A 12,493-nucleotide genomic window follows, 5' to 3' on the forward strand; every position below is an offset into this window, starting at 1 on the left:
TAGGTAGCTTGACAATCCAAGAATCGCCTTTGGCTTGGGCTTTCACGCCGTTAATAGAAAATTCTTTCATCATTGACATTGCATCATTCTTAGTTGCAAAGTCAATGGTAGCCTCGCCTTTCTTAACGGTTACCTTAGCTGATTCAGTCATGTAAGTAGCCATGGTTGAAGCATCAGTAGTACCTGATTTGTAAATTTTGTAGTTTATAGAATAATTGCCGTCTTTTTCAATAGTTGGGTTAGCTGGTGTGGTTGGCTTGCTTGAAGAAGCGGCACTAGAAGAGCTTGAGCTAGGTTTGCTTGAAGAAGCAGCACTAGAAGAGCTTGAGCTAGGCTTGCTTGAAGAAGTAGCGCTAGAAGAACTTTGACTAGGTTTGCTTGAAGAAGCAGCACTAGAACTTGATGATGCACCACCATCATTATCTAATGTTTTAACGCTCTTCATATCAAAGACAATATCTGCACTAGGTGTTTCTGTGAAATTGATAGCAGCAACAAAAATAGTCATCTGGGCATTAGCTGTCTTAGTTAAATCTTTAACAGGTAGCTTGACAATCCAAGAATCGCCTTTGGCTTGGGCTTTCACGCCGTTAATAGAAAATTCTTTCATCATTGACATTGCATCATTCTTAGTTGCAAAGTCAACGGTAGCCTCGCCTTTCTTAACGGTTACCTTAGCTGATTCAGTCATGTAAGTAGCCATGGTTGAAGCATCAGTAGTACCTGACTTGTAGACATTATAATTAATAGAATAAGTGCCGTCTTGCAAGATGTCTTTATCAGGTTTTACTGGTGTTTCTGATGATGAGCTAGCTGATGAATCAGTTTGGTCATTTGATGGATTTGTTAGTGCAGGATTCATATCCAAAGTTATGTTTGATGCATAACCTTTATGTGGACTCATTGGTACACTTGTGAATGATGCAATGGTAACTTTGCCATCTTTGTTGGGTGTTAAGTCCTTAGTTGGAATGGTAAAATCAACCGTAGTTTTGCCATTTAGATCTTTTGTTTGACCATCAAATGTTACATTTGGAATCATTGCCATCATGTTAGGGTTTTGATAAGTAACAGTTACAGTACTGGTAACGTCACCAACTTTAACGTTAAACTTTGGTGCAAAGAAACGATCCATTTGACTGTCAGGACTAACGGCGATTTGGTAGTCGCCAGTTTTGAATGTCTTTTGTGCAGGCATTAATTGACTAATATTGAACGTCAAGTTTGATGGATAGTCCATGACGTGATCTGCAGCATCGACATGGGTCGTTGAAGCTAACGTTACATTACCATCTTTATCTGCTACTAAGTCCTTAGTTGGGATGGTGAAAGTGATATTTTGACTTGTTACATCTTTCTTTTGACCATCAAAAATCATATAAGGAATCATACTAATCACTTTATCGCTATTAAGACTCAAAGTAACGTCGGTCAAATCCCCTTTAATGTTAATATAAGCAGAAGGCTTTAAGAATCTATCCATCCCTTGGTCAGCTGTCATTTTAACTTCTTTACCAGCGGGAATTTGATCATCAGCTTTTGCATCTACAGTACTTTTAGTCGTCTGTGAATTATTAACTGTTGAAGCGGCTGTGTCACTAGTTGCTTGTTGTGAATCATTTTGTGATGAGTCAGTTTTGGCAACAGTTGATTTAGATGTATCAGTTGTTGATGATGGGTTGTTCTTAGTGCTTTGTGAAACACCATTTGCAACATTTGATTCAGTTGTTGCACTATTAGCAACACTGGAACTTGGTGCTACGGCTGAACTGTTGGTAGTTGAGGCACTAGATGTGCTTTGTGAACTTGCAACAGGTTCAGGTTTAAATCCTTGGATATTTAGACGAATTGTATAGTTATGGTCATAGTTCATCATTGGAATATTCACGTGAATATTCGTTTTGATAGGTTGGCCGCTCGCTAATTCATTAGCTGACAAAGTCATCCGATAAACTGTCTGATTGTAACCATTATTTTGCTTTGTTCCCATTTTTACCACTTGGTGTTGGGTATCTGTACTAGCAATCGGTTCATCCCCTAGATTAGCTGGGGTGTTAGATGTTAGGTAGGCATAGTAATCACCATTAGCTAACTTTTCTAATGAAATTGTATCTAAATAAAATTGTGAAGCTGTTGAAGGGGTATCTTTATCCCCTTGCAAAATTTGTAGTTTGTAACTTTGCTTTTGAGCAGCAGTTTGCGTTGTTTCGGCAGCGTGAATAACGGTATCGACACTGGATACTGTGGTTGCTGTCAGCATACTTCCCAAAGCAACTGTTGAAAACAATGTTGCAGTTCGTGAAAAAGTACTCATAATTGTCTATGATCTCCTTATAAAAAATTTAATGTTTGTCCGATAAATGGGACATAGATAGTTTTCTTTGAAAATTCAAAGAATGTTCACAATTGAACATAGACCATTTTAAAGCTTATTTTTAGGTTTATCAAGCAACAGTTGTCATCACAGTTTAAATGTGATTAGTGATAAAATAAATAGAAGAAAAATTAAGAGGTTATGGATATGAAACAAACGTATGCAATTGTTGGTTTAGGCCGCTTTGGTAGTTCGTTATTAGAGTCGTTAATTAATGCTGATCAAGAAGTTTTGGTCATTGATAAAGATCCAAATTTAGTAGAAAGTTATATGGATATTGCCACACATGCTGTCATTGCTGATGCGCAAGATGAAGATGCGTTACGCGATTTGGATTTGGCTAGTTTCGACCATGTCGTTGTCGCGATTGGGCATAATCAACAAGCATCAATTCTAACAACTATTCTATTGAAGGATTTGGGCGTTCGTCATGTAGTTGCAAAAGCTGAGAATAATCTACATGCACGTGTGTTAGATAAAGTTGGTGCTGATCAAGTTGTCCGTCCGGAAAGTGAAATGGCACATCGGTTAGCTGAACAACTGATGACCCCCAACCTTCTTAATTTTATTGACTTGGGAGATAAACATTCATTAGGTGAAATTAAAATTGGTAATTTACGTTTTGCGAATAAAGAAATTGCAGAACTTGATGTTCGTAAGCAGTATGGATTAACAATTATTTCTATTCGCTCACAAGATCGTGTTGTTATTACACCAGATCCAGATGAAATAATTCAAATTGGGGATGTTTTAACAGTAGTTGGTGCAACAAAAGATGTTAAACATTTTGAGTCGTTGGTGGCCAAAATTAGATAATGCTTTCTTGACTAATAATGATAAACAGCATATAGTTAACCATACTAATTTCAATCTCGAAGAAAAAAGAGATTACTAGTCATAAACATGATTTTAGAAAGTTTGCGGTTGATGAAAGCAAATGATTGTAAGCTAGTAATGGCGCTTTTGGAGGGATGAAAATTACCTGTAATTAAGTGGCTTAGTCAGTGACTAAGAATTAGGGTGGAACCGCGTTATCAAACGTCCCTATGTCAAATTTAATTTGGCATGGGGGCATTTTTTTGTCCTCATGCAGTGAGGTATATATTATGAATAATGATGCGGAGCGTGAGCTATCACGTGGACTTAAAGCACGCCATGTACAGATGATTGCTATTGGTGGTGCGATTGGAACAGGACTATTTTTAGGTTCAGGTTCAGCAATTAAAGCAGCTGGTCCTGCCCTTATTTTAGCTTATGCAATCACAGGTTTGTTTGCCTATTTCATGATGCGAGCAGTTGGTGAATTATTGTTGTCTAACACCAAAATACGGTCATTTATTGACTTTGTTCGCATTTATTTAGGTAATAAATGGGAGTTTGCGATTGGTTGGGCATACTGGTTAAGTTGGTCGAGTTTAGCGATGGCTGATTTAACAGCAAGTGGTATTTACTTACGTTATTGGTTTCCAACGTTACCACAATGGGTGACGCCATTGATTGTTATTGTTGTGTTGGTGGCTTTTAATTTAATTAATGTAAAGTGGTTTGGTGAACTTGAATCATGGTTTGCTTCAATTAAGGTCTTTGCAATTCTGGCTTTGATTGTTGTCGGTATCGGTTTGATTTTAACTGGTTTCCATACAGGTGGTAATACGGCTAGTTTTACAAATCTTGTATCACACGGTGGCTTTTTTGCAACTGGTTGGCAAGGATTTGTCATGGCATTTCCAATGGTCATCTTCGCCTTTACTGGTATTGAAATGGTTGGTTTGACTGCTGGTGAAACTGAAAAGCCAGAGCGTGATCTACCAAAGGCCATTAACTCAGTTCCGATTAGAATTGGTTTGTTTTATGTTGGTGCGATTGGTATTATCATGTCAGTTTATCCTTGGAATCAAATTGACACGACACAATCGCCCTTTGTTCAAGTTTTTGCAGGGATGGGTATTAAATTTGCAGCAACATTAATTAATTTCGTGGTGTTGACAGCAGCGTTGTCAGCAGCCAATTCAGCTATTTTTTCAACATCACGTACTTTATATGTATTAGCTAAAAATAAGCAAGCGCCAAAATCATTGGCAAAAGTATCAAAAAATATGGTCCCTATAACAGGGATGTTAGCATCAGCAGTTGTCTTTTTAGTTGTTGTTTTGTTGAATTACTTCTTCCCTTCAAAAATTTTCACACTAATCACAAGTGTTGCAACAATGAGCTTTATTTTTGTTTGGATTTTGATTATGATTGCTCATATTAAATATAAGCAATCGGCAGCATCAAAAAACAATCCATACAAAATGCCATGGTTCCCAGCAACTAGTTATGCTACTATTTTGTTCTTCCTGATTATATTGATTATTCTGACAATTGATGGGTCAACGAGATGGTCAGTGGTTGCAACAATTGTATTTTTTGTTGCGTTAGTTGGTGGTTATAGTTTGTGGTCTAAGCAACATGATGCGCTTAAATAGATGATGATATTAAGGTGGTACAAAATATTTTGTACCACCTTTTTTTATAGAAAGGTTGTTGTGACAGGACTGCAACTAATAGGTGCAAAAATGACGGTTTCAAAAACATTACGTGGGTTTGCTTATTATATTTACTTTGATTTTGTATTTCGTTCCAGTGATTAATAATTTTATTATGAGTTTTATAGCTGGTTTTCAGGATGGTATAAATAACATTAAATAATTTGCATAACACTAGCACTATCGCTTAAATAATATGCCTATAAATAAAAGAAGCCTTGTTTACCACAAGACTTCTTTCGTAGAGCCGTTTAAAACGGTATTAGATTGTGTTTAAATAACCGTTAGCTCTACCAAGCTAAGACGGTTATTTTTTTCTCAAAAATATTAATCAGTCAATAAAAGTTGAAATGCCAATCGATCACCATTTGGCACGGGCATTAACACATGACCACGATAATCAAAGCCGGCCTTTTTAACTGTTTTTTGCATACCTTGATTAATTTCATGTGTATCAATACGGATATCTCGGTAACCATGATCTAAGGATAGCAAAACTAAATCATGAATTAGTTGATGTGCTAATCCTTGCCCCCGAACGTTGGCATCGATGGCAATGCGATGTAGTGTCATATATTGTTTTTCATCCCCTAGCCACGAACCATCAATATTTTCATAGGCTTGCTCTGGACCGGGTACTAGTTTACCAATGCCGGCTATAGCATGATTATAAATTAAAACATAAACGCTCCCCTTTTGGATATCATGAATGAATTCATCGCGTTTTGGTTCGGCCGTGCCCTGCCATTGTGGTGAATTTTGACTACCTAGATATGCAACCGCTTGTTGAATAATACTAAAAATAGCATCAACATCCTCTGGTTGAGCTAGACGTGTATAAGTTAAAGGCATATGATATTCCCCCATAAAAATATTTTGTAATTCATTATAGCAAAGAACTTAAAAAAGAATTTTGTCATTAAGTTAATAAAAGTCTATTTTTTAACTTATTATAAGCCTTTATCAGATATAATGAAGAGAAATAATATAAATATCAACAAAATGATAAATGAAATGAGGCTATAATCAATGCAAAAACGACCAGGAGATACTATCTTCCGTGCTGTTAAAGGCGCATTAATTGGATCGGGATTTATTTTACCAGGAATCAGTGGTGGTGCTTTAGCTGCTGTGTTTGGTTTATATGAACGTATGATATTATTCATGGCTAATCCATTCAAAAATTTCAAAGCTAATTTCTTATTCTTCCTGCCAGTTGGTATTGGCGCTGTGATTGGTATTTTTCTACTTTCCTTTGTGATTAGTTTTATGTTGGGTGAAGTAGAAAATGTGGCACGTTGGTTCTTTATTGGGGCCATTGTAGGAACGATTCCAACTTTGTGGCAAGAAGCTGGTAAACATGGTCGTTCTAAAGCTGATCTAGGTATTATGGTTATGACTGGTGTGCTAATGTTGCTATTCTTATGGTTTGGACAGCCCCTATTTTCGACCATGACACCTAGTACAGGTGCTTGGTTATTATCAGGTGGCTTGATTGGACTAGGTTTATTAGTTCCAGGGCTAAGTCCATCAAATTTTCTGATTTACCTAGGATTATATAAAGGAATGAGTGATGGTATTAAAACAGGTGATTTATCAGTACTGGTCCCACTGATTGTTGGCTTATTAGTTATCGTTTTAGTATTTGCAAAAGTGATGGCATATGTGTTCAAAGTGGCTTATGCAAAGTTATTCCATGCTATTTTTGGAATTGTCATGGCTTCTACCGTCATGATTGTGCCGTTGGACTATACCGGATTTACGATTTGGCACTACTTGTTTGCAATTGCCTTGTTAGCGTTGGGAACTTGGCTTGGTTGGTGGATGGGAAATCTGGAACAAAAAGTTAAACCAACAACAATTTAATTATGGAACCGCTTACTTGAAAGGATTGTATTAATAAAAAAAACGTGCTACTGTTAAGTAGTTAAGTTAATTAACGTATCTGGGGTGCCACATATGGCTGAGAATATACCCACTGAACCTGATTTGGTTAATACCTGCGCAGGAAGATACAGTCCATTTATAGAAATTAATGGGTAGTCTTTTTGTGTATGCAAAGAGACTACCTTTTTTATTTTATTCGGATCGTATAGAGCGATTGGTAAAAATTAAATCTAAAGAATCATCGTCTGGGGTGCCGTAAGGCTGAGAAATACCCATGAACCTGATGTCGGTAATGCGATCGAAGGAAGAGCGATATTTGACTATGTGCAAATGCCCTTCTTTCATGATCAGAAAGGAGGGCATTTTTTAATGATTAATGTAAATGGTAAACCAATGGATCAAATGGTTGGTAAAACTTTAACCGATTTACTAAAAGCTAAGACAAGTATGATGCAAAATGTTGTTGTTGAATTAAATGGTGAAATTATTCATCGTGATCAATTAGATACAAAAATCTTGGTTGAAAATGACAAGGTTGAATTAATTTCTTTTGTAGGTGGTGGTTAGAAAAGAGGACGATGAAATGATACCAAAGTTTCAAGGCGTAGACGTCAAAGAATTCTTTATGGGAATGAAGGAACGTAATGTTGCTGGTACAACTGAGCAATTACAACAAGCGCATGTAATCATTGCAGGTGCTGGCGGATTGGGTTCTAATATTGCAATCGCCCTTACTCGTAGTGGTGTTGGTCATTTAACAATTATTGATTTTGACACGATTGAAATGAGTAATCTTAACCGGCAACAGTATAAAGTTAGTCAAATTGGTTTACCAAAAGTAACGGCGTTAAAGCAAAATTTATTGGAATTTAATCCATTTATTGAGATAGATACGGTGCAAACTAAGATAACATCAGAGAACATTGCTGAATTATTTGCAGATGCTGATATTATCTGTGAGGCATTTGATAATCCAACAGCAAAGGCAATGTTATTGGAAGGTGCAACAAAACATTATCCTGATAAGCCATTGGTTATGGGGAATGGGATGGCTGGGTTGCATCTTACCAATGAAATACAAACAAAGCAACCATTACCAAATGTCTATATTTGTGGGGATGGCTATAGCAAAGGCATGGAAGGATTGATGGCACCACGTGTTATGGTATGTGCCGGACATGAAGCGAATGCGATTTTACGTTTATTGACTAACCAACCCGTATTGTCAGAATAGGAGAAACATAATGACTGAAAATAATGATGAACTAATTCTTGGTGGACACCATTTTTCCTCACGGTTTATTTTGGGTTCTGGTAAGTATTCATATGAATTAATTGATTCAGCAATTCATCATGCCGGTGCGCAAATTATTACGATGGCACTTCGTCGTACGAATACGCAAGAAGAAAATATTCTAAATTATATTCCTGATGATGTTACTATCTTACCTAATACATCTGGTAGTACGAATGCTCAAGAAGCAATTCGTATGGCCCGAATTGCACGTGAATTGAGTGGTAGTGATTTTATTAAATTAGAAGTTGTCCCTGATAAGACATATTTATTACCAGATAATGAAGAGACAATTAAGGCAACACAGGTATTGGCTGATGAAGGATTTATTGTTTTGCCATACATGTTACCTGACTTAAATGCAGCTCGTAAATTAGTCGCAGCTGGTGCAGCTGCGGTAATGCCATTAGGTGCACCAATTGGTACTAATAGAGGATTAGCAACAAAAGATTTGATTCAAATTTTGATTGATGAAATTGACGTGCCAATTATTGTCGATGCTGGTATTGGTCGTCCGAGCCAAGCGGCTGAAGCCATGGAAATGGGTGCAGCTGCAGTGATGGCAAATACAGCAATGGCAACGGCTGGTGATATTCCATTGATGTCAGAAGCTTTTAAGTTAGCTGTTGAAGCAGGACGTAAAGGTTATTTGGCCCAGCCTGGTCGTGTCTTAGATAAAAAAGCAGCTGCATCATCCCCTATTTTGGGAATTAGTAAGTAGCTAGGTTATTAGAATGTCACAATTGTTAGATTTATTGAATCAGTTTACTCATCAACATAATCAAAATAGACTTGTATATAACCAAGACTGGTTGTCCAATCAACGAGCATTAATTTTATTAGGTCAACGTAACGGTGCAACGGCAACGGTCGATGATTATGGCAATGTTTACTTAGATTTTCCTGGACAAATGAATGACCGGCCTGTCGCAACTGGTTCACATATGGATACAGTAAAACATGGTGGCCGTTATGACGGTTTATACGGTGTTTTGGGTGGCTTTTGTGCTATTCAACAAATTTATGAGCAACATGGTATACCAAAACACCCGCTACGATTAATTTCATTTAGTGAAGAAGAAGGTAGCCGTTTTCCAGCTACTTTTACGGGTTCAAAATATTATACGGGTACATTACAGACGGAAGTAATATCAGATAAACAAGGGATAACGTTTGACGAAGCGAGACGTTTAGCGGTTACACAATTGCAGCAACTACCTCATGTTAAAACCCAGCGCGTGTCACTGCCCGTAACTTTTACCGAATTACACATTGAACAAGGACCACGTCTGGCAGAAAGTCACAAAAAAATCGGTTTAGTAACCGGTATCGTTGCACAAAAACGATATGAAGTGACAGTACATGGGCAAGCCAATCATGCTGGTACAACACCAATGATACAACGGCAGGATGCGATTGCAACGGCTAGTGCATTAATGGCGAAGTTATATGCATTAGCAGCTAAAGCAGCAGAAGATTTAACGTTTACGATTGGTGAAATACATGTCTCACCCAATGTCAGCAATGTTGTTGCTGAAAGTTGCCGCTTTACCATTGATTGCCGAGCAAATACTGATGATCAATTAACGGCTTTTGTGACACAGATGCTGCAATTGCTTGAACAGTCTAAACGAACAAGTGTTATCGAAACACTATGCGTATCTGCAACGCGATTGTCAGATGATTTACGTATGCAAAATGCAGCTTTGGCAACCCAAATGAATTATTCATATCAAACATTATTTTCTGGTGCTGGTCATGATAGTCAAATTATGAGTTCGTTTGTACCGACAACGATGATTTTTGTCCCTAGTGAGGCTGGCATTAGTCATACTCCTACTGAATATACAAAATCGGCTGACTTACTAATGGGTGTATCGTTGCTGGCAAACAGTTTATTTGTACAGGCAAATGGTGAATGAAATGAGAATAAAATTAGGTCTAACAACGCAAATTATTATTGGTGCGGTATTAGGCATCATCTTGGGTGCTGTTTTAAGATCTAAGATTGCCGATATTAAAATTATTGGCGATATTTTCTTAAGGTTGATTCAAATGGCAGTAATCCCTTTGGTTTTCTGTACGGTTATTGCGGCAATTGGTAAATTACCCATCAAGCAATTAGGCCGTTTAGGTATGCGAATCGTATTATGGTTTACGATTACAACCGTGATTGCTGCCCTAGTTGGTTTAATTCTAGGCTGTTTGTTCCATCCGGGTATGGGACTACATTTAACACTTAATGCACCTCTGACTGATGACATTGTTAAAAATAAAGTTGCATTAACTGATATGATATTGGGATTTTTTCCAACTAATATTTTTGAAGCCTTAACACAAGGTAACACGATTCAAGTGATCATCTTTGCTTTGTTGTTTGGAGTGGTATTAAGTAAGGCAAATACTAGTCAGCAATATGACGCTATTCTTACGGGATTGTAGCAGTTAAATCAATTATTGGTGTCATTAATTCAAGCTGTTTTACGGTTAGCGCCACTAGGAATCGGTGCTTTAATGGCAGCAGTGACAGCTGATAACGGATTAAAGGTGTTAATACCTTTAATCAAATTTTTAGGCATATTTGGGTTAGGCACGCTACTATTTTTAATGGGCCTATTTACCATGATTATGCTGCGAGCACATATGTCTTTGCATGCGGTCCTACATGGTTTTGCGAATATTATATTGATTGCTATGACGACCACGTCTTCTGCTGCTTCATTACCAGTCGAAATGCATGATGCTGAAAAACGATTGGGTGTTGGGAAAGAAATTAGCGAATTAGTGTTGCCGTTGGGGATGGCATTAAATAGTAATGGATTAGCAATGTATTTAGCTTTAGCTTGTGTTACGATGACGCAATTTTATGGTTTGTCACTTTCGTTTTTGATGATGTTAGAAATTGTTTTATTAGCAATTGTTGCCTGTTTAGGCACTGTCGCTGTTCCAGGTGGTGGCTTAGTTGCTTTAACGATTATCGTCCCTGCCCTTGGTTTACCACTTGAAAGCATTGCTTTATTGGCTGGTATCGACTGGTTTGCGGGTATTTTTAGAACAACTTTAAATGTCGTTGGTGACACAACAACTGCGATTATGATTGCGGCAGATGAGCATGAACTATCACAAGTGTCCGTATCAATTGAAAATTAAAAGTCATACAAAAAAGCAGGTTGCAATTTAAACATTGTGACCTGTTTTTACGTATTCTTCAGTACCATCGGCAACTGCTTGTGTATAGTAATGACATTTATAGTTAATGGTATCTAGTGTTTTTTGGAGTTCAGCCATTTGCTCTTGAACTGATTGCTGTAGTTGTTGGAACATATTAAGGCGTTGTTGAAGTGTTTCATCCCCCGTCTCACACCATTCAATGAAAGTCTTAATATCTTTAATCGACATATTGGATTTCTTTAAACATTCAATGATATTAATGGTGTCCAAGTTTTCTTGTGTGAAAACTCTTGTCCCTGCTGTATTTTTTTGTAAATTTGGGATTAAATGCTCTTTGTCATAATAACGGATAGTTGAGATTGAAAGATTGAATTGTTTAGCAACCTCACCAATCGAGTAGACTGTTGTCATAATTACTACCTTCCTTATTGTTTGACCTAAAGTCAGGTTTAGGGTTTAAAGTAATCGTATCATATAATGTAACCAAGGGGGAAACGAATATATGTCAATTAAAGATAAGGTGATTGTTATTACAGGTGCTTCAAGTGGTATTGGTGCTGCAACAGTTGCAAATTTAGCAAAACAACATGCAAAGTTAGTTATTGGTGCACGACGTGTAGATAAATTAGATGAGCTAAAGGAAAAATATTCTGAAGCAGAAATCATCACACAAAAAGTCGATGTCACTAATTTTGATGAAGTTAATGATTTAGTAAAAACGGCAATTGAACATTTTGGAAAAATTGATGTCCTATTTAACAATGCAGGTATTATGCCGATTAATCCTTTAATTAAGGGTGCTCGTAATGAGTGGCAAAATATTTTGAATGTTAATGTTATGGGTGTTCTTAATGGAATTGCGGCTGTTTTACCAATCATGCAATCGCAAAAATTTGGGCATATTATTGCAACTGATTCGGTAGCTGGTCATGTCGTTGTACCCAATTTAGCAGTTTATAATGGGTCAAAATTTGCGGTACGAGCAATTATGGAAGGTTTGCGCCAGGAACATCATAATGATGGCATTCGTACTTCAATCGTGTCACCTGGTGCTGTAGCAACGGAATTATATAAATCATCTACTGATGAAGCAACGCAACAAGCAGAACTAGAAAACGAAAAGGAAATTGGACTTTCTGCTGAAAATGTGGCGACGGCTGTTGCTTATGCAATTGATACGCCTGACAACATGGATGTTAATGAAATTATTATTCGACCTATCAAACAACCGGTTTAATT

At 37.2% G+C, this 12,493-nt stretch carries 11 protein-coding genes, 1 pseudogene and 2 riboswitches; of the genes and pseudogenes, 9 read left to right on the forward strand and 3 right to left on the reverse strand.

Annotated elements, in window-relative coordinates:
- A partial coding sequence (locus FFM55_RS00155; RefSeq protein ID WP_137600335.1) for an NEAT domain-containing protein occupies nt 1-2,314 on the reverse strand: 2,314 nt, incomplete at its 3' end.
- A 207-nt stretch (nt 2,315-2,521) separates the two neighbouring features.
- Here FFM55_RS00155 and FFM55_RS00160 point away from each other — a divergent pair.
- Nucleotides 2,522-3,190, forward strand: a complete 669-nt coding sequence (locus FFM55_RS00160; RefSeq protein WP_042492309.1) for a potassium channel family protein — start codon at nt 2,522-2,524, stop codon at nt 3,188-3,190.
- 290 nt (nt 3,191-3,480) lie between these two features.
- The gene (locus FFM55_RS00165) at nt 3,481-4,842 is read left to right on the forward strand and encodes an amino acid permease (RefSeq protein WP_042492306.1); all 1,362 of its coding nucleotides are present in this window, start codon (nt 3,481-3,483) and stop codon (nt 4,840-4,842) included.
- Nucleotides 4,843-5,229: 387 nt separating this feature from the next.
- Here FFM55_RS00165 and FFM55_RS00170 read toward each other — a convergent pair whose 3' ends face one another.
- Nucleotides 5,230-5,754 (reverse strand): GNAT family N-acetyltransferase, encoded by a 525-nt coding sequence (locus FFM55_RS00170; protein WP_042492304.1) that lies wholly within the window; start codon nt 5,752-5,754, stop codon nt 5,230-5,232.
- Nucleotides 5,755-5,931: 177 nt separating this feature from the next.
- On the opposite strand from FFM55_RS00170, the gene FFM55_RS00175 reads away from it, so the two are divergent.
- The 6 genes and pseudogenes from FFM55_RS00175 to FFM55_RS00200 all read left to right on the forward strand — a co-directional run bounded on the left by FFM55_RS00175 (nt 5,932) and on the right by FFM55_RS00200 (nt 11,233).
- Nucleotides 5,932-6,768 (forward strand): DUF368 domain-containing protein, encoded by an 837-nt coding sequence (locus FFM55_RS00175; RefSeq protein WP_137600336.1) that lies wholly within the window; start codon nt 5,932-5,934, stop codon nt 6,766-6,768.
- A 70-nt stretch (nt 6,769-6,838) separates the two neighbouring features.
- Nucleotides 6,839-6,930: riboswitch (TPP riboswitch) on the forward strand.
- Nucleotides 6,931-7,025: 95 nt separating this feature from the next.
- A riboswitch (TPP riboswitch) is annotated at nt 7,026-7,114 on the forward strand.
- A 44-nt stretch (nt 7,115-7,158) separates the two neighbouring features.
- Nucleotides 7,159-7,356 (forward strand): sulfur carrier protein ThiS, encoded by a 198-nt coding sequence (thiS, locus tag FFM55_RS00180; protein ID WP_042492300.1) that lies wholly within the window; start codon nt 7,159-7,161, stop codon nt 7,354-7,356.
- A gap of 16 nt (nt 7,357-7,372) precedes the next feature.
- Nucleotides 7,373-8,023 (forward strand): sulfur carrier protein ThiS adenylyltransferase ThiF, encoded by a 651-nt coding sequence (gene thiF / locus FFM55_RS00185; protein ID WP_042492298.1) that lies wholly within the window; start codon nt 7,373-7,375, stop codon nt 8,021-8,023.
- A gap of 10 nt (nt 8,024-8,033) precedes the next feature.
- Nucleotides 8,034-8,804, forward strand: coding sequence for a thiazole synthase (locus FFM55_RS00190; RefSeq protein ID WP_137600337.1), 771 nt, complete (start codon nt 8,034-8,036; stop codon nt 8,802-8,804).
- Between the two features lie 13 nt (nt 8,805-8,817).
- Nucleotides 8,818-10,005, forward strand: coding sequence for a Zn-dependent hydrolase (locus FFM55_RS00195; protein ID WP_042492294.1), 1,188 nt, complete (start codon nt 8,818-8,820; stop codon nt 10,003-10,005).
- A 1-nt stretch (nt 10,006) separates the two neighbouring features.
- Nucleotides 10,007-11,233 (forward strand): annotated as a pseudogene (locus FFM55_RS00200) (dicarboxylate/amino acid:cation symporter).
- A 27-nt stretch (nt 11,234-11,260) separates the two neighbouring features.
- Here the strand turns inward: FFM55_RS00200 and FFM55_RS00205 are convergent.
- On the reverse strand, nt 11,261-11,665 hold the full coding sequence (locus tag FFM55_RS00205) for a MerR family transcriptional regulator (RefSeq protein ID WP_042492289.1): 405 nt from the start codon (nt 11,663-11,665) through the stop codon (nt 11,261-11,263).
- A gap of 91 nt (nt 11,666-11,756) precedes the next feature.
- Here FFM55_RS00205 and FFM55_RS00210 point away from each other — a divergent pair, with 91 nt between their 5' ends.
- Nucleotides 11,757-12,491: an SDR family oxidoreductase gene (locus FFM55_RS00210; protein ID WP_137600338.1), complete on the forward strand. Its 735-nt coding sequence runs from the start codon at nt 11,757-11,759 to the stop codon at nt 12,489-12,491.
- Nucleotides 12,492-12,493: the final 2 nt, after the last annotated feature.

It is taken from the genome of Weissella sagaensis (assembly GCF_005405285.1).
GTDB classification, from domain to species: domain Bacteria; phylum Bacillota; class Bacilli; order Lactobacillales; family Lactobacillaceae; genus Weissella; species Weissella sagaensis.

Coding starts and splice junctions, on each gene's coding strand:
- FFM55_RS00195 (WP_042492294.1), top strand. CDS start 8,818: ATGTCACAATTGTTAGATTTATTGAATCAGTTTACTCATCAACATAAT.
- FFM55_RS00210 (WP_137600338.1), top strand. CDS start 11,757: ATGTCAATTAAAGATAAGGTGATTGTTATTACAGGTGCTTCAAGTGGT.
- FFM55_RS00165 (WP_042492306.1), top strand. CDS start 3,481: ATGAATAATGATGCGGAGCGTGAGCTATCACGTGGACTTAAAGCACGC.
- thiF (WP_042492298.1), top strand. CDS start 7,373: ATGATACCAAAGTTTCAAGGCGTAGACGTCAAAGAATTCTTTATGGGA.
- thiS (WP_042492300.1), top strand. CDS start 7,159: ATGATTAATGTAAATGGTAAACCAATGGATCAAATGGTTGGTAAAACT.
- FFM55_RS00190 (WP_137600337.1), top strand. CDS start 8,034: ATGACTGAAAATAATGATGAACTAATTCTTGGTGGACACCATTTTTCC.
- FFM55_RS00175 (WP_137600336.1), top strand. CDS start 5,932: ATGCAAAAACGACCAGGAGATACTATCTTCCGTGCTGTTAAAGGCGCA.
- FFM55_RS00205 (WP_042492289.1), bottom strand. CDS start 11,665: ATGACAACAGTCTACTCGATTGGTGAGGTTGCTAAACAATTCAATCTT.
- FFM55_RS00160 (WP_042492309.1), top strand. CDS start 2,522: ATGAAACAAACGTATGCAATTGTTGGTTTAGGCCGCTTTGGTAGTTCG.
- FFM55_RS00170 (WP_042492304.1), bottom strand. CDS start 5,754: ATGCCTTTAACTTATACACGTCTAGCTCAACCAGAGGATGTTGATGCT.